The organism is Mycolicibacterium nivoides, assembly GCF_003855255.1.
GTDB classification, from domain to species: Bacteria; Actinomycetota; Actinomycetes; order Mycobacteriales; family Mycobacteriaceae; genus Mycobacterium; species Mycobacterium nivoides.
Window position 1 is genome coordinate 2,635,557 of record NZ_CP034072.1, and the last position, 22,919, is coordinate 2,658,475.

Annotated in this window: 25 protein-coding genes; 7 read left to right on the top strand and 18 right to left on the bottom strand. The window is 68.0% G+C overall.

What is annotated here, in order from left to right; translation table 11 throughout:
- Positions 1 to 272 precede the first annotated feature (272 nt).
- Positions 273 to 1,154 (bottom strand): LLM class flavin-dependent oxidoreductase, encoded by an 882-nt coding sequence (locus tag EH231_RS12485; RefSeq protein WP_124714263.1) that lies wholly within the window; start codon positions 1,152 to 1,154, stop codon positions 273 to 275.
- A 42-nt stretch (positions 1,155 to 1,196) separates the two neighbouring features.
- On the opposite strand from EH231_RS12485, the gene EH231_RS12490 reads away from it, so the two are divergent.
- The 4 genes from EH231_RS12490 to EH231_RS12505 all read left to right on the top strand — a co-directional run bounded on the left by EH231_RS12490 (position 1,197) and on the right by EH231_RS12505 (position 4,568).
- A complete protein-coding gene (locus EH231_RS12490; RefSeq protein ID WP_420891963.1) occupies positions 1,197 to 1,619 on the top strand; it encodes a VOC family protein in 423 nt (140 codons plus the stop codon).
- 83 nt (positions 1,620 to 1,702) lie between these two features.
- On the top strand, positions 1,703 to 3,013 hold the full coding sequence (locus tag EH231_RS12495; protein ID WP_164480867.1) for a sensor histidine kinase: 1,311 nt from the start codon (positions 1,703 to 1,705) through the stop codon (positions 3,011 to 3,013).
- On the top strand, positions 3,001 to 3,645 hold the full coding sequence (locus tag EH231_RS12500) for a response regulator transcription factor (RefSeq protein WP_090428555.1): 645 nt from the start codon (positions 3,001 to 3,003) through the stop codon (positions 3,643 to 3,645). Before EH231_RS12495 ends, EH231_RS12500 begins: the two co-directional genes overlap by 13 nt.
- Before the next feature lie 32 nt (positions 3,646 to 3,677).
- Entirely contained in the window at positions 3,678 to 4,568 is an 891-nt protein-coding gene (locus EH231_RS12505) for a DUF4097 family beta strand repeat-containing protein (RefSeq protein WP_124712507.1), read from the top strand.
- Here EH231_RS12505 and EH231_RS12510 read toward each other — a convergent pair.
- Both EH231_RS12510 and EH231_RS12515 read right to left on the bottom strand, forming a co-directional pair.
- Positions 4,565 to 5,587, bottom strand: a complete 1,023-nt coding sequence (locus EH231_RS12510; protein WP_164480868.1) for a nitronate monooxygenase — start codon at positions 5,585 to 5,587, stop codon at positions 4,565 to 4,567. The genes EH231_RS12505 and EH231_RS12510 overlap by 4 nt on opposite strands.
- Complete coding sequence (locus EH231_RS12515; RefSeq protein ID WP_124712509.1) at positions 5,587 to 6,111, bottom strand: GNAT family N-acetyltransferase; 525 nt, start codon at positions 6,109 to 6,111, stop codon at positions 5,587 to 5,589. Before EH231_RS12515 ends, EH231_RS12510 begins: the two co-directional genes overlap by 1 nt.
- A gap of 55 nt (positions 6,112 to 6,166) precedes the next feature.
- Here EH231_RS12515 and EH231_RS12520 point away from each other — a divergent pair, with 55 nt between their 5' ends.
- Positions 6,167 to 6,550 carry a VOC family protein gene (locus EH231_RS12520; RefSeq protein ID WP_090428543.1) on the top strand — a complete coding sequence of 128 codons (384 nt, stop codon included), beginning with the start codon at positions 6,167 to 6,169 and terminating at the stop codon, positions 6,548 to 6,550.
- Positions 6,551 to 6,559: 9 nt separating this feature from the next.
- Here EH231_RS12520 and EH231_RS12525 read toward each other — a convergent pair whose 3' ends face one another.
- The 6 genes from EH231_RS12525 to EH231_RS12550 all read right to left on the bottom strand — a co-directional run bounded on the left by EH231_RS12525 (position 6,560) and on the right by EH231_RS12550 (position 12,667).
- Entirely contained in the window at positions 6,560 to 7,030 is a 471-nt protein-coding gene (locus EH231_RS12525) for an Rrf2 family transcriptional regulator (RefSeq protein WP_124712510.1), read from the bottom strand.
- A gap of 71 nt (positions 7,031 to 7,101) precedes the next feature.
- Positions 7,102 to 7,698, bottom strand: a complete 597-nt coding sequence (locus tag EH231_RS12530) for a cysteine hydrolase family protein (protein WP_090428538.1) — start codon at positions 7,696 to 7,698, stop codon at positions 7,102 to 7,104.
- Positions 7,699 to 7,716: 18 nt separating this feature from the next.
- A complete protein-coding gene (locus tag EH231_RS12535) occupies positions 7,717 to 8,460 on the bottom strand; it encodes a 3'(2'),5'-bisphosphate nucleotidase CysQ (RefSeq protein WP_124712511.1) in 744 nt (247 codons plus the stop codon).
- A complete protein-coding gene (gene cysC, locus EH231_RS12540; RefSeq protein ID WP_124712512.1) occupies positions 8,457 to 10,301 on the bottom strand; it encodes a sulfate adenylyltransferase subunit CysN in 1,845 nt (614 codons plus the stop codon). The genes EH231_RS12535 and cysC overlap by 4 nt, the downstream gene beginning before the upstream one ends.
- Positions 10,301 to 11,239 carry a sulfate adenylyltransferase subunit CysD gene (gene cysD, locus EH231_RS12545; RefSeq protein ID WP_090428529.1) on the bottom strand — a complete coding sequence of 313 codons (939 nt, stop codon included), beginning with the start codon at positions 11,237 to 11,239 and terminating at the stop codon, positions 10,301 to 10,303. The genes cysC and cysD overlap by 1 nt, the downstream gene beginning before the upstream one ends.
- 93 nt (positions 11,240 to 11,332) lie before the next feature.
- Positions 11,333 to 12,667, bottom strand: coding sequence for an MFS transporter (locus EH231_RS12550; RefSeq protein ID WP_164481192.1), 1,335 nt, complete (start codon positions 12,665 to 12,667; stop codon positions 11,333 to 11,335).
- Positions 12,668 to 12,789: 122 nt separating this feature from the next.
- Here EH231_RS12550 and EH231_RS12555 point away from each other — a divergent pair, with 122 nt between their 5' ends.
- Positions 12,790 to 13,203, top strand: a complete 414-nt coding sequence (locus tag EH231_RS12555) for a PaaI family thioesterase (protein WP_090428526.1) — start codon at positions 12,790 to 12,792, stop codon at positions 13,201 to 13,203.
- A 3-nt stretch (positions 13,204 to 13,206) separates the two neighbouring features.
- Here the strand turns inward: EH231_RS12555 and EH231_RS12560 are convergent, their stop codons facing one another.
- From EH231_RS12560 to EH231_RS12585, 6 genes are all read right to left on the bottom strand, one after another.
- On the bottom strand, positions 13,207 to 13,698 hold the full coding sequence (locus tag EH231_RS12560; protein ID WP_044519667.1) for a beta-class carbonic anhydrase: 492 nt from the start codon (positions 13,696 to 13,698) through the stop codon (positions 13,207 to 13,209).
- Between the two features lie 125 nt (positions 13,699 to 13,823).
- A complete protein-coding gene (locus EH231_RS12565) occupies positions 13,824 to 15,773 on the bottom strand; it encodes an ArnT family glycosyltransferase (RefSeq protein WP_241177957.1) in 1,950 nt (649 codons plus the stop codon).
- A complete protein-coding gene (locus tag EH231_RS12570; RefSeq protein WP_090428520.1) occupies positions 15,770 to 17,056 on the bottom strand; it encodes a bifunctional glycosyltransferase family 2/GtrA family protein in 1,287 nt (428 codons plus the stop codon). The genes EH231_RS12565 and EH231_RS12570 overlap by 4 nt, the downstream gene beginning before the upstream one ends.
- A 55-nt stretch (positions 17,057 to 17,111) precedes the next feature.
- On the bottom strand, positions 17,112 to 18,992 hold the full coding sequence (locus EH231_RS12575) for a glycosyltransferase family 39 protein (RefSeq protein WP_090428516.1): 1,881 nt from the start codon (positions 18,990 to 18,992) through the stop codon (positions 17,112 to 17,114).
- A gap of 22 nt (positions 18,993 to 19,014) precedes the next feature.
- Positions 19,015 to 20,622 (bottom strand): sensor histidine kinase, encoded by a 1,608-nt coding sequence (locus tag EH231_RS12580; RefSeq protein WP_090428513.1) that lies wholly within the window; start codon positions 20,620 to 20,622, stop codon positions 19,015 to 19,017.
- Positions 20,600 to 21,304, bottom strand: coding sequence for a response regulator transcription factor (locus EH231_RS12585; protein ID WP_164481193.1), 705 nt, complete (start codon positions 21,302 to 21,304; stop codon positions 20,600 to 20,602). The genes EH231_RS12580 and EH231_RS12585 overlap by 23 nt, the downstream gene beginning before the upstream one ends.
- A 178-nt stretch (positions 21,305 to 21,482) precedes the next feature.
- On the opposite strand from EH231_RS12585, the gene EH231_RS12590 reads away from it, so the two are divergent.
- On the top strand, positions 21,483 to 21,899 hold the full coding sequence (locus EH231_RS12590) for a hypothetical protein (protein WP_090428505.1): 417 nt from the start codon (positions 21,483 to 21,485) through the stop codon (positions 21,897 to 21,899).
- Here EH231_RS12590 and EH231_RS12595 read toward each other — a convergent pair.
- The 3 genes from EH231_RS12595 to EH231_RS12605 all read right to left on the bottom strand — a co-directional run bounded on the left by EH231_RS12595 (position 21,896) and on the right by EH231_RS12605 (position 22,798).
- Entirely contained in the window at positions 21,896 to 22,132 is a 237-nt protein-coding gene (locus EH231_RS12595) for a hypothetical protein (RefSeq protein WP_164480869.1), read from the bottom strand. The genes EH231_RS12590 and EH231_RS12595 overlap by 4 nt on opposite strands.
- 75 nt (positions 22,133 to 22,207) lie before the next feature.
- Positions 22,208 to 22,477, bottom strand: coding sequence for a hypothetical protein (locus EH231_RS12600; RefSeq protein ID WP_090428502.1), 270 nt, complete (start codon positions 22,475 to 22,477; stop codon positions 22,208 to 22,210).
- 66 nt (positions 22,478 to 22,543) lie between these two features.
- On the bottom strand, positions 22,544 to 22,798 hold the full coding sequence (locus EH231_RS12605; protein WP_090428499.1) for a hypothetical protein: 255 nt from the start codon (positions 22,796 to 22,798) through the stop codon (positions 22,544 to 22,546).
- Between the last annotated feature and the right edge of the window lie 121 nt (positions 22,799 to 22,919).

Below are 22,919 nucleotides of genomic sequence, written 5' to 3' on the forward strand. Positions count from 1 at the left end.
GTAGCTGCGTCTGCCTGGGGTGGCCCCTGGCCGCAGCCCATTGCACCCGACCAGACCGGTCAACGAAACCGAACACCAGGTAACCGCCGGGTTAACAGTCTCGCGAGATGCCCATCTACCTTGCGCTTCACCGGCATTCGAGAGCACTGCAGGCAGATCACCTCCAAGACGACAACACCGGGAAGCGCATCGGGATTTCGAGACCCAGGCTACGTCGCGGGCCCCGGAATGATCTTGCTCACTTTTTGCCGGGGTGACCTGGCCGGGACATCTCAGGCAAAGACCTTTGCCACCTCGGCCACCCGGCGCAACTGGTCGATATCGGAGCTGGTGGGAATCAGGTGCACCTCGTCGGTACCGATGTCCTCGAACTTGCCGAGCACCTCGATCAGTTGCTCTTCGGTACCGGCCCACCCGGTCATGGGAGCCATGGCATCGACGTATTCGGCCGGGATCCAGTTCATGTACCGGCGCAGGTGCCGGTGGACCTGGGCGCGGGCCTCCTCGGGCTTGCCGAGCGCGAACCAGAAGGAGGTCGCCAGGTGCGGCTTGGGTTTGCCGGCCTCGGCCCAGGCGGTGCGGGCGACGTCGAACAACTCGGCCTGGCGGGTCAGATCCAGGTCCAGTGTCGTGCCTGCCACGCCGTCGGCCCAGGCCGCGGCGTCACGGATGGTCTTGGGCCCGATGGAGCCGATCTGCAGGGGCGGCCCGCCGGTCTGAACCGGAGATGGCCCGACCGGAAGCACCGATTCGGTGACTTTCTCCCCTGCCCAGACCCGTTTCATCACCGCGACGCGCTCTGCCATACCCCGCCGGGTCTGGGACGCCGGGTCGGCGCCGACCGCGTGGTAGTCCTCGTGGCGGCCGCCGACGCCGATGCCCACGGTCAACCGCCCGCCGCTGAGCAGATCTCCGGTCGCCAGGCCTTTGGCCAGCATCACCGGATCGTGCAGCTGCGGCACCACCACCGTGGTGACCAGCCGCACGCGGTCGGTCCACGCCGCCAGGGCGCCCAGCAGCGTCAGGCTGTCGGGATTGTCGAAGGCGATGCGCTCGCCCCAGCACAGCGACGAGAACGGGCCTCCGTCGATGACGTGCGCCCAGGACCGCAGCGTCGTCGCATCCAACTGAGGTTCCATGACCGGCATCGTCATACCCACGCGCACGCAGGGATTCTGTCACGTCCAGGTGGCAGCATGAACCTTATGGCCATCACCACGTCCTCGGTCGCCCACGTGCGGCTGACGGTCACCGATATCGAACGATCCCGGCAGTTCTACGAGAGCGTTTTCGGCTGGCCGATTCTGATCGAACTGCCGCAGGACGCCGACGCCACCACCCGCGCCCGGCTCAGTTTCCTGTCCGGCGGGGTCATCTACGACGCCGGGGCAACGCTGATCGGCCTGCGCCCGGTCGGGCGCGACGCGTTCGACGAGAACCGAACGGGGCTGGACCACTTGGCCTTCCGGCTCAAGAGCCTCGACGAGCTGAACGACGCCGCGCAACACCTCGACGATCTGGGCGTCGCGCACGAACCCGTCAAGGACATCGGCCCGTCCTACATCCTGGAGTTCCGCGACCCCGACAACATCGCCTTGGAGCTCACCGCGCCGAAGTAGATCCCCGGCCCGGGGGATATCCCCCACCCGGGTCTGGGGAAAACGCTGTGTCGCCGGGCCGCGCAACTTCGTAGGTTGAAGGCATGGTCGCAACAAGCGAAACCGCCCTGCCCGCCCCGGCCGAGCCGGCTGCTGAGCCCGTGACAGCACCACGCAACATCGGCCTCGTGCCGACCGCGTCGATGATCACCGGTGCCGCGGTGGCACTGGTGTGGTTCTGGATTCCGTTGTCCATCATGGTCATCGGTGTCTCCTCGATTCCTTCGGTGATCGGATTCCTGCTCTCCGGGGTGGTCTTCATCTACCTGATGCGCGGTGTCGAGTGGGTCGAGCGAACGCGCAGCGAGGCGGTGTTCGGCCTCGGTATCGGGATTCCGCCGCGCCAGCTGTCACCTCACACGGGGTTTCAGGGCTGGGCGCATCAGCTGTGGCTGGACATCAGCAGTACCCGGTTCTGGAAGGGCGTCTGCCACCACTACCTGCGGATGACCTACGACATGCTGGCCACCGGCGTCGCGTTCGCATTACTCGCCTTCGCGTTCGTGGGCCCGGCCGCGGCCATCGCGATCCGGCAGAGCGACAACGATGCCGGTCTGATCTTCCTCTCGCCACCGATCGCCGTGCTGCTGGCGATCGTCGCCGTCGCCGCCGCGGTGGCCATCCTGATCTTCGCCCCGGCCATGGATGCCGCGATCGACCGATGGCTGTTGTCCCCCTCCTCCACCGCGGCCCTGGAGTATCAGGTGAACGCGCTCGCCGATGCCCGGCAGGGCGCGGTGTCCTCGGCGCAGACCGAGCGCCACCGCATCGAACGCGATCTGCACGACAGCGTGCAGCCCCGACTGGTCTCCCTGGCGATGACGATCGGGTTGGCCCAGACCAAGCTGGATTCGGATCCGCCCGCCGCCAGGGCGCTGATCGCCGAGGCACATGACGACGCGAAGAGCGCATTGGTGGAACTACGCAACGTGGTGCGCGGTATCGCCCCGACGATCCTGTCGGACCGAGGTCTTGACGCCGCGTTGTCCTCGGTGGTGCAGCGCACCGAGACCTCCGGAGTACCAACCACATTGCACATCGATCTGCCTCGCAGGCTGCCCGACGAAGTGGAGTCGGTCGCCTACTTCGTGGTCGCCGAGGCCTTGACCAACATCGCCAAACACGCCAGAGCCTCTCAGGCCGTGGTCACCGTCCGGTTGGACGACACCGCCGACGTGCTGCACGTTTCGGTGTTCGACGACGGTCAGGGCGGCGCGGTCATCGACGCCGGCGAGAACGCCACCGGCCTGCGCGGGCTGGACGAACGGGTACGCGCGGCAGGCGGGACCTTCGCGGTGTCCAGCCCGGCCACGGGCCCGACGATCATCACGGCGGTGCTGCCATGCGGATCGTGATCGCCGAGGACTCGGCACTGCTGCGGGCAGGCATCGAACGGATCCTGGCCGACGCCGGGCACGAGATCGTCGCCGGGGTGCCCGACGCCACCAACCTGCTGCGACTGGTCAACGAGCATCACCCAGACCTGGCCATCCTCGACGTCCGGATGCCGCCGACGTTCACCGACGAGGGCATCCGGGCAGCGGCGCTGTTGCGCAGTCAGAACCCCGAGTCCCCTGTGCTGGTGCTCTCCCATTACGTCGAAGAGCGCTATGCGGCCGATCTCATCACCTCGGACACACGAGGATTCGGCTACCTGCTCAAGGACCGGGTCGCCGATGTGCCGGCATTCCTCGACGCCGTCTCCGTGGTGGGCGGCGGAGGAACGGTGCTCGATCCCGAAGTGGTGTCACAGATCTTGGTACGTTCGGCCCGCCGCAGCGCCCTGAACCAGCTGACCCCGCGTGAGCGCGATGTCCTGCAACTGATGGCCGAGGGCAAGACGAACTCGGCGATCGCTGCCGCCCTGCACATCTCGGTCGGCTCGGCCGAGAAGCACATCGCCTCGATCTTCACGAAATTCGACCTCGCCCCAGACGAGAGCGAGAACCGCCGCGTGCTGGCGGTGCTGCGCTACCTCGAGACCTAGACCGAACACCCCAACCGGGAAGGACTTTCATCGTGACAACCATCGCCGCTCCCCCACCGGTCAATCCGCCGCCCCAGTTGAACCCCGGTGGCCGCACCACATTCCGCCTCGTCCTGATCTCCTCGGCCGTGCTGCTGGTGGTCGGCACCGTAGCCGCGCTCGGCGTGGCGGCCTGGGCCGTGAGCACTGTCCGGGTCGTCACCGATCACCAGGCATTGCCCGCGACGATGCGGTCTCTGGTTATCGACACGGCGCAGATCCCCATCGAGATCCGCATCACCGCCGACCGCGAAACCCGCGACGCCACAGCGGATCTGCGTCTGGTGAACACCACGCACAGTGGGGCGCACCGGCTGCAGGTAACCACCGACCAAGACAGCACCCGGATCACCATCGCGGGCAACCCCTCCCCCATGCTGGAGTGGGCTCGCGGCGGGGAGATCACGATCGCCGTGCCGCCCGAGCAGGCCCGGCGCCTGACGGTACGCACCGAGCAGGAGCTCGGCACGGTGATCGCACAAGCCGATGTGGACCAGTTGATCTCCCGGGTCTCCGACGGGTCGATCATCCTGCGCGGCGCCGCCCGCCGCGTCGAGGCCCACACCGTCGACGGCGAGATCGTCTCGCGCGACCCGGTCGCGGTCACCGAAGAATTCAGCGCCACCACGTCCGACGGGGACATCACCGTCGACTTCCGCGACGCCGCGCCGCGTCGCGTCGACGCGGTGAGCCGCAACGGCGACGTGGTGATCGGACTACCGGAGCGGGGACCGTATCTGGTGCACGCACAGTCCGGGGCCTCGACAGAGGTCCGCGTGGCCGAGACCAACGATCCCGACGTCGCTGCCGCCGAGGTCACCGTCCGCTCCGACGATGGCGACGTGGTCGTGGAGCGTGTCGGCCCGGGGCGCGGGCGGGGCTAGACCGGGGCCACCCGGTCGATGATCTCCGCCACCGTCCCGGTCCGGGCCTGGCGCCATCCGGTTCCGGCCCACACGTTGGTGGCCTGCGGATCACCCGCGGCCGCCGAGGCCTTGCGCACCGGGCTGGTCAGGTAATGGATCTCGGGATAGCCCAGCGGGGCCTGCGCATCGTGCTCGACGATGAAGCGGTTGCGCAGCCCGCGGGCGTACCGGCCGGAAAATGCCCGGGTTACAACGGTTTCGGTGAACTCAGGGCTTTGCAGCGCGGCACGGTGTACTGGGCTGCTGCCGGCTTCGTCGGCCAGTAGGAACGCGGTGCCGAGTTGGGCGGCCACCGCACCGGCGGCCAGCACACCCGCCACGTCGCCTGCGCTGACCAATCCGCCCGCCGCCACGACGGGAACGTCCACCGCCGCCAGCACCTCGGCCAGCAACGCCTCCAGCGGTTGCGATGCGGGAGCCGCGGCCGGGTCGAACGTGCCGCGGTGCCCACCCGCGGCGGGCCCCTGCACGGCGAGCGCATCGACGCCGCGGCCCACCGCCAGCCGCGCCTCGTCCACGGTCGTCACAGTCCCGACGGTGGCGATGCCGGCGCCGCGGAGCCGGGCGATCTCCGCCTCGCTGGGCAATCCGAAGGTGAACGAGACCACTTCGGGCCGTAAGTCGAACACCGTATCCAGCTTGGCCGCCCATGCGTCGTCGTCGTAGCGCGGGTCACCCAGGGCCACGCCGTAGCGCTGCGCCTCACCGGCCAATTGCGCGGCGTAGGCCTGGATCTGTTCGGGCGTACCCGCACTGGGTTGCGGCGCGAAGAGATTCACGCCCAGCGGTTCGGTGGTCAAACCGCGTGCGGCGGTCAATCTTTCGGCAAGTCCGTCTGCGGTCAGATACCCGGCCGCGAGGAATCCCAGCCCTCCGGCGTTGCTGCCCGCCGCGGCCAGCTCCGGGGTCGAGGGGCCACCGGCCATCGGCGCCACGACCACCGGACGCCGCAGCCCACGAATATCGAATGTGCCCATCACCGCACCGCCTTCCCGAACAACAGCACGTCCTGTGGTTCGTCACTGATATTGGGGAACATCGCGTACCGCGCGAGCCTTCCCTCCAGTGACAGACCACACCGCCGCAGCACCCCGGCAGAGCCGGCATTGTCGGCATGGCAGTACGCCGTGACCCGGTACACCGTGGGATCGGACTGCAGATCGGTCAGCATCAACGAAACCGCTTCCGACATCAGGCCGCGCCCCCACCACTGCCGGGCCAGGCAGTAGCCGAGTTCCACCGCGTACGGCTGCGGGCGTCGCCGCGCGCACAGCCCGGCCACCTCGCCGTCGACTTCGACCAACCAGGTCTGCTCGTCACCGACGTTGAACAACGTCGTGATGACCCGGCGCGTCTCGGCCACCCCCGAATGGGGACACCAGGACAGATACCTCGTCACCTCGGGATCGGAGGCGATGCGGGCGTACAGGGCCTCGGCGTCCTCGACGACCGGCGGCCTCAGCCGCACCAGTGGCCCGGCCAGGATCTGGGTGTTGGGCATGGCCCCATCCTGCACCGTTGCCGGGGCAGCCAGTCCAGCGGTTTACTGGATTGATATGGCTATCACCTTCAACCACACCATCGTCGCCGCCAAGGACCGGCGGGTCTCAGCCGAGTTCTTCACCGAGTTGTTCGGCCTGCCCGGCCCGCAGGAGTTCGGTCCGTTTCTCGCCGTGACCATCAATCACGGAGTGAGTCTCGATTACGCCCAGGTCGGTGCCGACGAGGACATCCGGCCACAGCACTACGCATTCCTGGTGTCCGAGGACGAGTTCGACTCGATCTACGGCAAGATCCGCGACCGCGGCATGCAGCACTGGGCCGATCCACACGGTGAGCACCCGGGCGAGATCAACCACAACGACGGCGGCCGCGGGGTCTACTTCCAGGACCCGTCCGGGCACTACCTGGAGATCATCACCCGCCCGTACGGGGGCTGAGCACAGCGACTAGCGGTGCCCGCGCTTGTGTTCCTGATCGCGGTAGGCGTCGGCCAGGGTGTCGACGTGACCGGGCAGCTTGCCCGCCGCCACGTCGGCCAGGCTGGTCTCCTCCAGCACCGAGCGCATGCTGGCCCGCAGCGCACGCCAGACGTCGGTCAGCGCCGCCGTCGGACCGGAGTACGGCAGATCCCCAAGGCCGATGTCACGCACACTGGCCAGCGGTCCGTCGATGCAGCGCAGCACGTCGGCGATGCTGATCTCGCCCGCCGGACGGGCCAGCTCGTAGCCGCCGTCGCGGCCTCGATGGCTGCGGACCAGGCGATCGGTACGCAAGGCCGTGAGGATGTCGACGAGGAACTGCGCCGGGATGCCCTGTGCCTTGGCCAAGTCGTCGGTTTTGACCAGCTCGCCGCCCTCGACCGTGGCGAGCTGGACCATGGCGCGGACGGCATACTCCGCCTTCGCCGACATCCGCATGCTCAGGATTGTGCCAGTTCACTCATCGCCCGCACCGATGCGGGAAGCCGTGGGCCGTCGCGTCGGCGTGCCTAATCAGGGATCCCCGCAGCATCCGGCACGACGACGGCGAACAGGTCTGACATCGCGGCCAGGCTCGCCGACTGCATGACCGCGGCCGGCACGGGGGCGCCTTCAGGGCCGGCCAGTGTGCGGGTGGCGGTGGCAGCGGCCACCACGGTCGGGGCGTATCCGAGGTTGAAGGCGCCACGCGCGGTGGAGTTGACGCACATGTGCGTCATGAATCCGGCCAGCACCAGGTTCGACGCGTTGAGGCCTTTCAGCCGATCATCGAGATCGGTCTGTACGAACGAATTGGGGAACTGCTTGACCACCACCGGTTCTCCCTCGCGCGGCGCCACCGATGCGACGATCGCACCGCTCTCACCGTCGATGTCATACAGCGAACCCGGGCCGTCGGAGTGCTGGATGTGAATGATCGGGATGCCCGCGCTGCGGGCCCGGTCGAGCAGTTGCGCCGTCTGTTCGAGGGCGGCCTGCACACCGTCGAGCTCCATGATTCCCTGGGTGTAGGTGTTCTGACAGTCGATGAGAACCAGGGTGGAATCGGCGAGGCGGGCCGGTGCGGCGGGCAGGCTGGCCAGTTCGCGCAGCGTGGGGCGGCTCATCTGGTCAGCCTAGTGGTGCTACCCCGCCGTGACGGCCAGTACCTGTTCGGCAAGCTCAGGCCGGCACACGATCAGGTCGGGCAGCGTCGGATCGGCCGAGTTGTAGACCAAAGGCGATCCATCGATGCGCGAGGTGTGCAGGCCGGCCGCGCGGGCCACCGCGACGGGCGCGGCCGAATCCCACTCGTACTGGCCACCGGCATGCACGTACACATCGGCGATCCCGCGGATCACCGCGGCCACTTTGGCCCCGGCCGAACCCATTTCCACCAGCGTTCCGCCGAGTGCCTCCCGTACCGCCAGCGCCACCGCGGGCGGGCGGGTGCGCGACACCACGACCCGGGGCGGGCCGTCGAAGGGCCGCGGTGCGGCCACGTCGGGTGTGGACAGCGTGGTGTTCTGGGCGGGCAGTGCGACCGCCCCCGCCATGAGTTCGCCCGCACTCCACAGCGCCACGTGCACGGCCCAGTCGTCGCGGCCGAGTTCGGAGAACTCCCGGGTGCCGTCGAGCGGGTCGACGATCCAGACCCGATCGGCGCTCAGCCGTGCCGGGTCCGCCCGCTGATCGGCCGTCGCCTCCTCCGACAGCACTGAGTCACCGGGACGCAGTGCGGCCAGCTCGGCCATCAGGAAGTCGTGGGACTGCTTGTCGCCTGCGGCCTTTCGCTCGGCGGCCGGGGCATCGGCGTAGTCTGCGCGGACATCGAGCAGTAGATCCCCGGCCCTGGTGGCCAGCCGGGCAGCCAGTTCGTGATCGTTCACGACGGTAATTCCAACAGCTCGATCACCATGTCGGCCAGTTCAGCGGTGCTGTGGTCCGGTGTCAGCCGCAGATCCGGGTTCTTCGGCCGCTGGTACGGGCTGTCGATACCGGTGAAGTGGGTGATCTCACCGGCCCGCGCCTTGGCGTACAGGCCCTTGGGGTCACGGCGTTCGCAGTCTTCCAGCGGGGTGTCGCAGAACACCTCGTAGAAGTCGACGCCGCCCTCGTTGGCCACCTTTCGCGCCAGCTCACGGTGCTCCTCCAGCGGGCTGATCGCCGGCACCAGCACGATCTGGCCGGAGTCGGCCAGCAGCGAGGCGACATGCGCCAGCCGGCGCAGGTTCTCGGCCCGGTCGGCCATCGAGAAGCCGAGGTCGGCGTTGAGGCCGTGGCGCAGGTTGTCACCGTCCAGAACGTATGCCGGCACGCCCTTTTCGAGCAGCTTCTGCTCGACCAGCATCGCCACCGAGGACTTGCCCGAACCCGAAAGGCCGGTGAACCACACGGTGCGCCCGCGGCTGAGTCGATCGCCGGGGGTGACCAGAGATTCGTGCCGCACCGCATTGGGGCTCGCGGTCTCGTTGCGGGTGTCGCGCAACACCATGCCGGCGCCGACGGTGCCGTTGGTGTTGGGATCGATCAGGATGAACGATCCGGTGGCCGCGTTGCGGCTGTACTCGTCGAGCAGCAACGGGGCCTGCGTACGCAGCGAGATACGGCCCAGCTCATTGAGTTTGAGCGCGCTCGCGGACTTGTCCCGATGCAGGGTGTTGACGTCGAGGCGGTAGTCCAGACCGGTGACCTTGACCCTGGTGGTGCGGGTCGTGTGCTTGATCAGGTACTCGCGCCCGGGCTCCAGCGACGACTCGTCGGCCATCCAGCACACCGTGGCGTCGAAGTCCTGGGTGACGCGGGGCTGGTTGTTGGGCCGGGCGATCATGTCGCCGCGCGAGATGTCGATGTCGTCGGACAGGCTGATCGACACCGCCATCGGAGGGAACGCCTCGTCGACGACGCCGCTCGGGCCGTCGATCTGGGTGATGCGGGTGGGCTTTCCGGCCGGCAGCACGATCACGTCGTCACCGGGACGCAGCACACCGCTGGCGACGGTGCCGGCGTAGCTGCGGTGGTCGGCGTGCTCATGGGTCTGCGGGCGGATGACGTACTGCACCGGGAAGCGCACGTCGACCAGGTTGCGGTCACCGGCGATGTAGACGTCTTCGAGGTGGCTCAGCAGCGACGGTCCCTCGTACCAGGGCGTCACATCGGATTTCGTCACCACGTTGTCGCCGTTGAGTGCCGACATCGGGATCGTCGTCACGTCGTGGACGTCCAATCGCGCTGCGAACGCGTGGAACTCGTCGCGGATCGCCTCGAAGCGTTCCCGGTCCCAGTCGATCAGGTCCATCTTGTTCACGGCCAGCACGATGTGCTGGATGCCCAGCAGCGAGGCCAGGAACGCGTGCCGGCGGGACTGCTCGAGCAGACCGTGGCGCGCGTCGACCAGCACGATGACCAGCTGCGCGGTGGAGGCACCGGTCACCATGTTGCGGGTGTACTGGATGTGCCCCGGGGTGTCGGCGATGATGAATTTTCGCTTGGCCGTGGCGAAGTAGCGGTAGGCGACATCGATCGTGATGCCCTGCTCACGCTCGGCACGCAGGCCGTCGGTGACCAGTGCCAGGTCGGTGTAGTCGTGGCCGCGTTCCTTGGAGGTCCGCTCGACGGCGGCCAGCTGATCCTCCATGACCGCCTTGGAGTCGAACAACAGCCGGCCGATCAGCGTGGACTTACCGTCGTCGACGGATCCCGCGGTGGCGATGCGAAGAAGCGTCGACATCAGAAGTAGCCCTCTCGCTTGCGATCTTCCATTCCGGCCTCGGAGATCCGGTCATCGGCGCGGGTGGCGCCACGCTCGGTGAGCCGGGACACCGCGGTCTCCGCGATGACCTCCGAAACCGTTGCGGCCGTGGACTCCACGCATCCGGTGCACGTGACGTCGCCGACCGTGCGGAACCGCACGGTCTTCTCGATCACCGGTTCGTCCTTGCGGGGCTGCAAGTACTTGTGCACCGCGAGCAGCATGCCGTCGCGCTCGAACACCTTGCGCTGGTGCGCGTAGTAGATGGACGGCAGCTTGATCTTCTCGGCGCCGATGTAGGACCAGATGTCGAACTCGGTCCAGTTGGAGATCGGGAAGGCACGGATGTGCTCGCCCTTGTGGTGCCGGCCGTTGTACAAGTTCCACAGCTCGGGGCGCTGGGCCTTGGGGTCCCACTGGCCGAACTCGTCGCGGAAGGAGAACACCCGCTCCTTCGCGCGGGCCTTTTCCTCGTCGCGCCGGGCACCGCCGAAGGCGGCGTCGAACTTGTTCTCCCGGATGCCGCGCAGCAGCGTGACGGTCTGGATCGGGTTACGCGACGGGATGGTCTCCACCACGCGGCCGGCGTCGATGTCGTCCTGCACCTTGGCGACGACCAGACGTGCACCGTAGTGCTCGACGAGTTCGTCGCGGGCCTGGTAGACCTCGTCGAAGTTGTGACCGGTGTCGACGTGCATGACCGGGAACGGCAGCCGTCCGGGCGCGAACGCCTTGACCGCCAGGTGCAGCATGACGATCGAGTCCTTGCCGCCGGAGAACAGCAGCACCGGCTTCTCGAACTCGGCGGCCACCTCGCGGATGATGTGGATGGCCTCGGCCTCCAGGGACCGCAGGTGGCTCAGCTCGTAGTGCCCGGCACGGCCGGACTGCTGATCGGATTTCTGCGCGGTGGTCATCACTTCCCCATTAAGTTGGTAGGAATGGCCAGAATTGCAAGCATGGCCAGGAATCTATCCGCCGGTCGCCACGGTGTCAATGGAGTCTGATGGTCAGTCCCGGTGCCCCGTGACGTGGGCGCCCGCCCGCCTGGGCAACCGCACCGTTGCGACCAGGGTCAGCGCCAGCAACGCACCGAGGACCAGATAGGTCACCGGATACGAGGTGAGTTGACTGAGCAGCAGCGCTGCCACGGCGACCCCGAGCCCGGCCGCCAGTTCCTGCACCGAGGCATTGAGTGTGTTGGCATGCGTCAGCTCCTCTCCGTCGACGTCGGAGAAGGCCAGGCTGTTGTAGGCGGTGAAGCCGATCGACCGCAGCGCCCCGCTCAGGTAGAGGACGACGGCCATCACCGCCACCGGCAGCCCCGGCTGCAACAGGGCCAGCAGGCCGAAGCACGCAACCGAGGCCAGCCCGTTGACCAGGAGCACGGTGCGGATGCCGAATCTGCGCATGAGCGGCGTGGTGGCAGGTTTGATGGTCAGATTCCCGGCGAACAGTGCGGCCACCATGGCACCCGCGGCCAGCGGCGTCCAGCCGAACTCCAGCTGGAACTGCAGCGGCAGCAGGAACGGCACCGCGGTGATCACCAGTCGATACAGCGACCCGGCCACCACGGTGATGCGCAGCGTGTGCACCCGCAGCACCCGCAACTGCACCAGCGGGGCCGCCGCGGAGAGCAGCCTCCACACCGCGCCGGCGAGCAGCAGTACGGCTGCGACACCGCACCCGGCGACCAGCCCCCAATCGGTCCCCGACACCCGGATGCTCTCCAGGGCGATCAGCGCCGCAGCAATCCCCGAGCCGAGCGCCAGCAGACCCGGCCAATCCAGGGATCGGGTCGTGGGCTGCGGCTCGCCACGGACGAGTTTGAGGGCGAGAACAATTCCGATCACGCCGATCGGAATGTTCACCGCGAAGATCCATCGCCAGCTGCCCAGCGTCGCGATGGCCCCGCCCAGCACCGGCGCCAACACCGGTGCGGTCAGCGCCGGCCAGGTCAACAACGCGATGGCACGAACCAGATCCGCCTTGCCGCTCTGACGCAACACCGCCAGCCGGCCGACCGGCACCATCATGGCGCCGCCGACCCCCTGCAGTATCCGCATCAGGACCAACATCGGCAGCGACGCGCTCACCGCGCAGCCGACCGAGGCCAGGGTGAACACCGCGATGGCCCCGATGAACACCCGGCGCGTGCCGAACCGGTCGGCCAGCCATCCGCTGGCCGGGATCAGCACCGCAACCGTGACCAGATAGGCCGAGATCGCCACATTGACGTCGATGGCCTCCACCCCGAACGACGTGGCGATCAGCGGGATGGCCGGCGCGATGATCGTCGCGTCGAGGATCTCCATGAACAGGCTGCCGGCCACCAGCAGCGCCATGCCCCGCGGGAACGGCGGGTTCGCGGGTGCTGACATCACACCGGCCCGCGCCGGCCGGCGACCGCAGTCGTTACCCCGCAGGTAATTGAGACGCTGACCACCGGCGGCACACACTGGCGGCCATGAGTATCCAGACCGGCCCGGACGTGATGGCGCAGTTCCTGCCCCAGTCGCCCTTTGTGACCAAGCTCGGGATCATCGCCGAGACACTGGAAAGCCCCGAAGTCCGGCTGCGGCTGCCGTGGGATCCCTCGAACATCACGATCGCCGACATGGTGCACGGCGGTGCGATCGCGGCGTTGGCCGATGTCACGGTGATGGCCGCGGCCTGGGCTCAGGCCGAGGTTCCGGATTCGCTTCGCGGAGTGACGGTCTCGATGAGCATCAGCTACCTGGCGCCGGCGCGGGCCACCGATCTGATCGGCATCGGGCGGGTGCTGCGCCAGGGCAGGTCCCTGGTGAACTGCGACGTCGATATCGTCACGCCCGACGGCGAGGCGGTGGCCAAGGCCCTCGGGACGTACAAGGTGGGGTGAGCCTCACAGCGTGACCTCGTTGAGCTTGCCGGTGGCGACGTCGAAGATGAAGCCGCGCAACGATTCGTGCTTCGTGACGAACGGACTTGCCTCGATCCTCCGCAATGACTGGCGCACATCCTCTTCGAGGTCGATGAATGACTCGGCTGCCCAGTTCGGCTTGATACCGGTGTCGTCCTGGATCTGCTGTTTGAACCCGTCATCGGTGAAAGTCAGCATGCCGCAGTCGGTGTGGTGGATCAGGATGATCTCCTTGGTCCCCAGAAGCCGCTGACTGATGGCCAGTGACCGGATCTCGTCGTCGGTGATGACACCGCCCGCGTTGCGGATGACATGCGCCTCGCCGTCACCCAGACCGAGGATGCGATAGACGTCCAGCCTGGCATCCATGCACGCCACCACCGCGACATGCTTGCTCGGCGGCAGGGGCAACGGCCCGGTGAAGGTCGTGGCGTAGACCTCGTTGTTGGCCAGGTACTGGTCGGTGACAGACATGATTCGACGCTAACCCCGCAACGGGTGGCCCCGCCAGCGGCAGAATCAGGCTGAGTCGATGGGTGCATGAACGAGCGACGGCCGTCCTGCCGGGGGGTTGCAGGACGGCCGTCGCGGTCAGATGGTCAGTTATGTGGTGCCGACAGGTTGTACACCGGGACGTCACCCACCATCGTCTTGGTGAAGTTGGCCTTGACCCAATCGGTGATCTGGGCGGCACTACCGTGCTCTTCGCGTGGCGGACCCGGAGGCCCGCCACGGCCACCCTCCTGCCGATCCAGGAAGTACCGGACCTGTCCGTCGGCGACATACTGCTGGAACTGCGCGAGTGTCGGCGAGTTGTCGCTGCCGGTGAACCCGCCGATCGCCATCAACGACTCTCCCGTCTTGAGTTCGAGGTCGCTGACCATCATCGACCCCACACTCGCTGCGGCCCAACGGCCGTCGGCGCCCGCGATGAGCTCCGCCAGCGCCGGGTCATCGGCCCGCCCGAAGCCAGGAGGCGGCCCGTCCGGCCCACCGGGTCCGCCTGGTCCTCCAAAGCCGTTGTCCCGCTTGGGTCCCGAGGTGGCGATCGGTCCACCGCTGTGACCGGCGGCCACCGTCTCGACGGTGTAGGCCGCGGTGGCACCCAACCCGAAGACCATGGCGGCCAAGGCCACCACCGCGGTCAGCTTGCCCGGGCGATGGGCAACCATGACCAGGACCACCGCAGTCAACACCGAGCCGATCAGCACGATCCAGCGCAGCGCCGGTAGCCAGTCGGGGGTCCGGTTGAGCAGTACGAATGCCCACACCCCGGTGCCGGCCAGCATCACCGCGAGCACCAGCCGCGACGCCAGTCGTTCGCGCACCCGCCACAGTTCGGCGACGGATATGCCCACCAGCGCAGCCACGGCAGGCGCCAGCGCCACGGTGTAGTACGGGTGGATGATCCCGTCCATGAAGCTGAACACCACGGCGGTGACCAGCATCCAGCCTCCCCACATCAGCAGGCCGGCCCGCAGCCCGGCTGTCCGCGCGGTACGGCGCGTCAGCCAGAGCGCGGCCAGCAGGCCGATCAGTGCTGCGGGCAGCAGCCACGATGCCTCGGTGCCCATGGACAACCCGAACATCCGGCCGATACCAGGATCGCCGCCGAACATCAGGTTGGCACCGCCGCCCGGCCCGTGACCGGGTCCGCCGGGGCCAGGACCGTGGCCGGGTCCCGGGCCCTCCTGCCCCAGGATGCGCTGGAGGCCGTTGTAGCCGAATGCCAGCTGCAGCAGGCTGTTGTCGGTCGAGCCGGCGATGTACGGCCGGGAGCCCGCCGGCCACAGCGCCACCAGCGCGATGTACCAACCCGAAGAGGCGATCATCGTCGCCGCGCCGATCAGCAAGGTGCCCAATCGTTTCCACACGCTCACCGCGGGTGCGGCGACCAGGAACATCAAGGCCAGGCCCGGCACGATCAGGAACGCCTGCAGCATCTTGGTCAGGAAGGCGAAACCCAGCGCACATCCCGCCAGTGCCACCCACCCCGCGCTGGCCCTGGCCGACACCGGCCCGACCGCGCGCACCATCAAATAGGCCGCCAGCACCAACAGCAGCACGAGGAGCGCATCGGGATTGTTGTAGCGGAACATCGAGGCCGCCACCGGTGTCAACGCCAGCGCGACCCCGGCGATCAGTGCGGCAGCCGGGCCGCTGGTCCGGCGCACCGTAGCATAGAGCAATGCCACCGCACCGACGCCCATCAATGCCTGCGGCAGCAGCATGGTGAACTCGTTGAAGCCGAACAGCCGGCCCGACAACCCCATCGCCCACATGGCGGCCGGCGGCTTGTCCACCGTGATGGCGTTGCCGGCATCCAGCGATCCGAACAGCCAGGCCTTCCAGGACTGGGTCCCGGCCTGGGCCGCGGCGGCGTAGTAGCTGTTGGCCCACCCCGACGAGCCCAGACCCCACAGGTAGAGCACCGCGGTGCCGGCCAGTAGAACCCAGTAGGAGGGTCGAACCCAGCGCGTGCTCACCGGCTTCGGCGATTCCGCGGGCTCTGCCGCGGCGCCGGGTGCCGTCTCGACGATGGTCGTCACAGTCCTGTCTCCTGGTTCGGCCCGGCGGCACGCTGTGTCCGCGAGGGATGGAATACCCATCCTCGCAACAACACGAAGCGCACCACGGTGGCCAGCAGGTTGGCTGCCACCAGTACCCCGAGTTCGATGCCGCGGTGCGGCACGGGCGCCACGGCGTGCAGTAGTCCCAGCGATCCGCTGGTGATCGTCAGCGCGATGGCGAATACGGTCAGGCCCTCGAGATGATGGCGGGTGACGTTGCCCGCCCCGGCGATACCGAACGTGAACCGCCGGTTGGCGGCGGTGTTTCCGATCGCGGTCACCAACAGGGCGATCAGGTTGGCGGCCTGGGCGCCGACCCCGGCCCGCAGCGCGGTGAACAGCAGCAGGTAGGCCAGGGTGGAGACGACGCCCACAGCGCCGAACCGCACCACCTGGCGCAGCAGGGACCGGGGGGCAGCCGATTTCCGCGACGATCCGAGTTGCGCGGCGATGGTGTTCACCGGGATCGAGCCATTGGCGAATCCGCGTAGCAACCGGCCGATGCCCTTGAGATCGGCGGTGGCAGTGGCGACGATGTCGACCCGGCTGTCCGGATCGTCCACCCAGTCCACCGGCACCTCGTGAATGCGCAGGCCACTGCGCTCGGCCAGCACCAGCAGCTCGGTGTCGAAGAACCAGCCGGTATCGGTGACATGAGGCAGCAGCCGCCGGGCGACGTCGGCGCGGATCGCCTTGAAACCGCATTGTGCATCCGAGAACCGCGCTGCCAGAGTCGACTTCAGGATCAGGTTGTAGCAGCGCGAGATGAATTCGCGCTTGGCACCGCGGACCACCCGTGAGCCGCGGCCCAACCGGGTGCCGATGGCCAGATCGGAATGACCCGAGATCAGCGGCGCCACCAACGGTGCGAGCGCGGCCAGGTCGGTGGACAGGTCGACGTCCATGTAGGCCAGCACCTGCGCGTCCGAGGTGGACCAGACCGCGCGCAGTGCCCGTCCGCGGCCCTTCTCCTCCAGTCGCACCACCCGCACACCGTCGAGTTCGGCAGCCAGTTCGGCGGCGATGCGCGGGGTGTCGTCGATGCTGGCGTTGTCGGCGATGGTGATGCGCACCGGCACGGCGAAGTTCTCTTCGAGGTAGCGGTGCAGCCGCCGCACCGAATGGGCAAGTGCGGCCTGCTCGTTGTACACCGGCACGACAACGTCGAGCACTGGAACCCCGGCCTCCCGGGCGGCCAGTGCGGCGTTCGGCCGGGACGCGAATCGGAATCGCTGCTCGGGGGTTTGGACCAAGGTTGTCATGACTTCATCGTTCTCCCGCGGCTTGTGATCTGGGTGGGGCGAAGCTATGCGCCTGCTATGTGTTCGTCGCACGTTGAGTCAGGTCGTAGATGGTGGCGTCGTCGACGGTGATCGGGTTGTAGTGGGCCTGCACCCATTCCGCGATCTCGGTGGCCGCCTGGCTGCCGCTGGGTGTGTGTCCGCCGAAGCCGTCCGCCATGATGTGGGAACGGATGAAGAAGTGGATCGCACCGTCGTCGACCAGCTGCTGAAACTCCTGAAGCGTCGGCGCCGGATCGGTGCCGTTGAAACCGCCGACGGCCATTACCGGTGCACGGGTGGCCAATTGGTATCCCGCGGCGTTCGAGGAGCCCACCACTGCCGCCGCCCATTGGTAACGGTCGGCATCGGCGGCCAGGGTCGCGGTCAAGGTCGGCCCCGGTTCAGGAGCTCCGAACAGTCCGCCGAATCCACCGCCGCGCGACGGGCCGACGGACGGTATCGCCCCGTTGTGCGGGCCGGCCGCGGTGGCGATCGAGTATGCGGCCGGGCCCGCCAGGCAGGCGGCGATGGCCAGCGCCACGGTCGCCCGAACCATCGGGCGGTCCAACCGCGCGACCACGAGCAGGAGAACCGCCGCACCCACTCCGATCACCCCCACTGCAGCCCGCAGCCACGGATACGGATCGTCGTTGCGGGCCAGCAGTATCGCCGCCAGGATCGCGGTGACCAGCACCGCGCCCGACATCGCCGTGGCGGCACGGATATCGGACCGGTGCTGCCACAGCAGCGTGGCGCCGATCCCGATCACCGCGCCGAGCGCAGGGGCGAGCGCCACGGTGTAGTAGGGATGCACGATGCCGTTCATGAAGCTGAACACCACGGCGGTGACCAACAGCCAACCGCCCCACAGGATCAGAGCGGCACGGGTCGGGTCGGTGCGGGCGGCCCGGCGGGTCAGGTAGAGGCCGGCCGCAAGGCAGATCAGGGCTGCCGGCAGCAGCCAGGCGATGTGGGCGCCCATCTGCGATCCGAACAACCGGCCCGGTCCCACATCGAAGTTGAGGTTGCCCAAACCGCCTGTCTCATCGCCGGTCAGTCGCCCCAAACCGTTGTAGCCCAACGCCAATTCGACGATGCTGTCGTTCTGCGAACCGCCGATGTAGGGCCGCGCCGAGCCCGGCCACAGCTCCACCAGCACCAGATACCAGCCACCGCTGAGGACCATGGTGGCCCCGGCCGTGACGACATCGAGCACACGCCGGCCCAGCGGACGGTCACCGGCGATCAGGGCCGCCCCGGCGAAGGCGGGCAGCACCAGGAACGCCTGCAGCATCTTGGCCAGGAACCCGAAGCCGACCGCGGCTCCCCCGGCGACGAACCACCAACGGCTGGCATCCTTTTCGATTCCGCGCTGAATGCAGTACGCCGCCGTGACGAGCAGCAGCACCAGGAGTGCGTCGGGATTGTTGAACCGGAAGATCAACGCGGCCACCGGCGTCAGCGCCAGTACGGCGCCGGCCAACAGACCGGACCATGGGCCGGCCGCCCGGCGCACCGCGGCGTAGAGCACCGCGACGGCGCCGACCCCCATCAGCGCCTGCGGCACCAGCACGCTCCACGAGCTCAGCCCGAACAGGCGCACCGAGATGTCGATGACCCACAGTGCCGCGGGCGTCTTGTCCACGGTGATGGCGTTGCCCGCGTCGCTGGATCCGAACAGCATCGCGGTCCAGTTCTCGGCCCCCGCCTGCGCCGCGGCCGAGTAGAACGCATTCGCCCACCCACTGCTCGACAGGTTCCACAGGTAGAGAAGGGCGGTGCCCACCAGCAAGACGGCGAGCGCGATGCGTTGGGCTACCGGGCCGGCGAGGTCGGGCTTCGTATGGACAGGCCCCGAGGCGGCCGGCGTTGCCGTCTCCACCTCGGCAGCGGGATCTGCGGCAACCAGGGTCACCCCTACATCGTTGCCGCGGCCGCTAGGTATGCGATTGGTCCATCCTGTGTGTGCCCTGTGAGCCCGGCCCAGGCAAGCGCACCACGAACTCGGTCGAACCCGCGGCACTGCTCACCTCGATGGTGCCGCCGTGCGCCTTGACCACCGCGGCGACGATCGCCAGGCCAAGCCCGGTGCTGCCCTCACGGCGTGAGCGCGACGAATCGCCGCGGGCAAACCGTTCGAACACATCGGGCAGCAGCGTCGCGGGTATGCCGGGGCCGTCGTCGGCCACGCTCAGCAGTACCGCGCCCCCGTCTTCGCCGTCCACGTTCAGCGACACCGTCACCGAGGTACCCGTCGGAGTGTGGGTCCGCGCGTTGGCCAGTAGATTCGCCAGCACCTGATGAAGTCTGGCCTCATCGCCCTCGACCAACACCGGATCCTCGGGCAGGTCCAGCGACCACTGGTGGTCCGGGCCTGCGATGTGCGCGTCGCTGACCGTGTCGACCACGAGCCGGGACAGATCGACGCTGTCCCGCTCCAGCGGCCGCCCGGCGTCGAGGCGGGCCAGCAACAGCATGTCCTCGACCAGTTGCGTCATCCGTGTCGTCTCGGACTCCACCCGGTTCATCGCGTGGGCCACATCCGGGGGCAGGTCGTCACGCTTGCGCTGGGCCAGCTCTGTGTAGCCGCGGATCGCGGCCAGCGGCGTCCTCAATTCGTGGCTGGCGTCGGCGACGAACTGGCGCACCCGGGTCTCACTGGCGTGCCGGGCCGAGAGCGCACTTGCGATGCGGTCGAGCATCCGGTTCAGCGAGGTGCCGAGCTGGCCGACCTCGGTATGGGCGCTGGCCGGGTCCACCCGGACGATCGGCGTGGGCAATTCCACCTCGCCACGGTCGAGTTCGAGATCGGCCACCTTCCGCGCCGCAGCCGAAACCCTTGACAGCGGGGCGAGTTGACGCCGGATGATCAGCGTACCCGCGGTCGTCGCGACGATCAGCGCGATGGCCGCCAGCACACAGAACATTCCGAGCACCCACAGCAGGGTGTCGTCGACGACGGCGGTCGGCAGGCCGGTCACGATGGTCTGGGGGCCGCCGTGGCGCGAATGCAGGCCGATCAGCCGGTAACGGCCAAGTCCGTCGAGCTCGACGGTTTCGGGGATTCGGTTCGGCGGAATCTGGGAAAGCTGCTCGGCCGCAGCGCCACTGACCTCGATCCGCTCCCCTTCGGCGGTGATCACGCCCGCGTCCACGGGCCGGTTCGGCGCCACCACGGCCCCGACCGTGCGCGCGGCCTGCCCCGGTGCGTTGAGGAATCCGGGGCCCGGCCCCTCCTCCGGGTCGAAGGGGAAGCGATGGTGACCGTGCATCCCCGGCGGCGGCGGGGATCCCGGTGGTGGAGGCGGTAGATCGAAGATGGCGGCCGAGCGCCGGCCCGCCTCGATCAGTTGATCGTCGAGCTGGTTCATCAGAAACCGTTGCAGCGCAAACTCTGTCGCCACTCCGATGATGGCGCACACCACGGCTAGGAGTGCCACCTGGGTGACCACCAGGCGGGCGCGCAGCGACCAGGTCCGCGGTGACCACCACCGAGTGGCGCTTGCGGTCCCGGCCGTCACCTCAGCGCGCGGGCCGGAGGACATAACCCGCACCGCGCAGCGTGTGGATCATCGGTTCCCGTCCGCTGTCGATCTTCTTGCGCAGATACGAGACATACAGCTCGACGATGTTGGACCGGCCGCCGAAGTCGTAACTCCACACCCGGTCCAGGATCTGCGCCTTGCTCAACACCCGCTTGGCGTTGCGCATCATGAACCGCAGGAGTTCGAACTCGGTGGCGGTCAGCGTGATCGGGTCGCCGCCGCGGGTCACCTCATGACTGTCCTCGTCGAGCACCAGATCGCCGACGACGATCTTGGCGCCGCCGTCCTCGCTGGTCACCCCGGTGCGCCGGAGCAGGGCCCGCAACCGCAGCACCACTTCCTCCAGGCTGAACGGTTTAGTGACGTAGTCGTCGCCGCCCGCGGTGAGTCCGGCGATGCGGTCCTCCACGGAGTCCTTGGCGGTCAGCAGCAGCAAGGGCAGGCCGGGGATCTGTTCGCGCAGCTTTCGCAGGACGTCCAGACCACTCATATCGGGCAGCATCACATCGAGGACGACCACGTCCGGCGGGTTCTCCCGGGCCGCGGCGATCGCACTCGCGCCGTCCCCCGCCGTCGCGATGTCCCAACCCTCGTAGCGCAGCGCCATCGACACCAGTTCGGCCAGTACGGGCTCGTCGTCGACCACCAGGACCTGGATCGGGTTGCCGTCGGCACGCCTCATGACGGCGCGCCCGGACTCTGAATCGGTGCCGTTGGTGGTCATACTCACGCAGTCATTATTCGTCGCGCCAATAGGCCCAGACTGTGCCCTGTCTATGCGCAAGCTGTGAAAGATCGCCATATCCCCCGCAGAGGGGCTACACAGCGGACTCACAGACAACACCTGCACCGTGGACCGCATGAGCATCCGACACACGGCCGCTGCGCTGGGCATTGCGGCGGCGATTGCCGGGCTCGGCGGCGCGGCGGTGTATGCCGCCACCGACAGCCAGGGCCCCGGCTCTCCACCCGGGATGAACGGCCCACGGGACCGGCCCGCACCGGCCACGCTGCACAGCGAGGCCGTGCTGGCCGACCGCGACGGCGGATACACCACCGACCTGACCCAGACCGGCACGATCACCGTACTGACGGCAACCTCGGTCACGGTGCGCAGCAACGACGGGTTCACGCAGACCTACGTTCTGCCCGCCTCCGTCAAGGCCTCGTTCGGCGTCGATGACCGGGTCCAGATCAAGGCCACTCGCACCGGGCCGGCGCCGACTGCAGAGCCGACCGTCACCAGCATCGGCGAAGCGACCAACCCCCGACGCTAGTTGCCGTAGCCGTCGGGCAATTCGACCTTCACCGTAGGTTTCGCGAATGAGGTTTCCAGCTTGGCGGGAGCCGTTGTCTTCGTTACTGTTTCGCCGACGTTGACCGCCGGCACCGCCCCACTGCTCGGCGCCACGGCCATCGTCGTGCCAAACGCCCCCATTGCCGCCAGTGCGATCGCTCCCACACCGGCCATCACGTACTTGGTCCGCTTGTTGCGTTCGTCTCCTGTCACACCAACCTGCCTACCGCGAACCGACGGGCGAGGAAAACCAGCCGGCCGCCGGCTCCGCGGCGAGATCAGCCGTGATCAGTGCGGTGTGGCAAACCCGGGCGGAGTCGTCGCCGAAACCGTCGGTGAGGCCTCGGACGTCTCAGGAGCACTCGGCGCAGTCGTCTCGGTGACGGTCTGCCCTGTGGTGATGGCCGGCGGTTCGACCCGCTGCTGGGCACCGATGTGGCCGCCACCCATCCCTACACCGAGCACGGCCGTGGCTAACCCGCCGACGGCTCCGAGCCCGGCGGCGATGAACTTCAGATTTCGCTGATTGTTTCCCTGTGCGCTACTCAACGCGCTCACCTCCCGCAGCCTCGTATAACCGCTGCGGCCGGAGGTGAAACCGTTACCCGGTGCCTCGACCGGCGATCAATGCGTGACGGCGAACCCGGACGGCGGCGTGTAGCCCCTCATCGCAGGCACGGCCATCGACACCTCCGGCGCGGTCGGAGGCGTCGTCTCCGTGCTGGTCTGGCCGACGTTCATGTGGGATCCGGACGCCAGCGCCGGTGAGCCGGCCCCGGCGCTGTCGGAAATGGCTCCGATGACTCCCAGTCCCACCACTGCCGCGCCACCGGCTATCGCAGCGATCACTTTCACATTCTTGAGCCCGCTGACCTTCATGTATTTCAGTGAACCCCTGATTTCTATGCCGAGGCTGTGGCTCCACTGTCAGTTACCCACCGAGTGCGGGCGCGCCGAAACATCACATCGCGTGCTGACCGGATTCCGGTTCCCGGCTGCT

What these genes read in the sequence shown, in the direction of transcription:
- EH231_RS12525 (WP_124712510.1), bottom strand. Translation starts at nt 7,030, where the DNA reads ATGCGGATGTCGGCGAAGGCGGAGTATGCCGTCCGCGCCATGGTCCAG.
- cysC (WP_124712512.1), bottom strand. Translation starts at nt 10,301, where the DNA reads ATGTCGACGCTTCTTCGCATCGCCACCGCGGGATCCGTCGACGACGGT.
- cysD (WP_090428529.1), bottom strand. Translation starts at nt 11,239, where the DNA reads ATGACCACCGCGCAGAAATCCGATCAGCAGTCCGGCCGTGCCGGGCAC.
- EH231_RS12530 (WP_090428538.1), bottom strand. Translation starts at nt 7,698, where the DNA reads ATGAGCCGCCCCACGCTGCGCGAACTGGCCAGCCTGCCCGCCGCACCG.
- EH231_RS12485 (WP_124714263.1), bottom strand. Translation starts at nt 1,154, where the DNA reads ATGACGATGCCGGTCATGGAACCTCAGTTGGATGCGACGACGCTGCGG.
- EH231_RS12570 (WP_090428520.1), bottom strand. Translation starts at nt 17,056, where the DNA reads ATGACAACCTTGGTCCAAACCCCCGAGCAGCGATTCCGATTCGCGTCC.
- EH231_RS12585 (WP_164481193.1), bottom strand. Translation starts at nt 21,304, where the DNA reads ATGAGGCGTGCCGACGGCAACCCGATCCAGGTCCTGGTGGTCGACGAC.
- EH231_RS12560 (WP_044519667.1), bottom strand. Translation starts at nt 13,698, where the DNA reads ATGTCTGTCACCGACCAGTACCTGGCCAACAACGAGGTCTACGCCACG.
- EH231_RS12550 (WP_164481192.1), bottom strand. Translation starts at nt 12,667, where the DNA reads ATGGCGCTGCTGGTGGCCGGCAGCCTGTTCATGGAGATCCTCGACGCG.
- EH231_RS12520 (WP_090428543.1), top strand. Translation starts at nt 6,167, where the DNA reads ATGGCTATCACCTTCAACCACACCATCGTCGCCGCCAAGGACCGGCGG.
- EH231_RS12590 (WP_090428505.1), top strand. Translation starts at nt 21,483, where the DNA reads ATGAGCATCCGACACACGGCCGCTGCGCTGGGCATTGCGGCGGCGATT.
- EH231_RS12580 (WP_090428513.1), bottom strand. Translation starts at nt 20,622, where the DNA reads ATGTCCTCCGGCCCGCGCGCTGAGGTGACGGCCGGGACCGCAAGCGCC.
- EH231_RS12605 (WP_090428499.1), bottom strand. Translation starts at nt 22,798, where the DNA reads ATGAAGGTCAGCGGGCTCAAGAATGTGAAAGTGATCGCTGCGATAGCC.
- EH231_RS12495 (WP_164480867.1), top strand. Translation starts at nt 1,703, where the DNA reads ATGGTCGCAACAAGCGAAACCGCCCTGCCCGCCCCGGCCGAGCCGGCT.
- EH231_RS12500 (WP_090428555.1), top strand. Translation starts at nt 3,001, where the DNA reads ATGCGGATCGTGATCGCCGAGGACTCGGCACTGCTGCGGGCAGGCATC.
- EH231_RS12515 (WP_124712509.1), bottom strand. Translation starts at nt 6,111, where the DNA reads ATGCCCAACACCCAGATCCTGGCCGGGCCACTGGTGCGGCTGAGGCCG.
- EH231_RS12510 (WP_164480868.1), bottom strand. Translation starts at nt 5,587, where the DNA reads ATGGGCACATTCGATATTCGTGGGCTGCGGCGTCCGGTGGTCGTGGCG.
- EH231_RS12490 (WP_420891963.1), top strand. Translation starts at nt 1,197, where the DNA reads ATGAACCTTATGGCCATCACCACGTCCTCGGTCGCCCACGTGCGGCTG.
- EH231_RS12555 (WP_090428526.1), top strand. Translation starts at nt 12,790, where the DNA reads ATGAGTATCCAGACCGGCCCGGACGTGATGGCGCAGTTCCTGCCCCAG.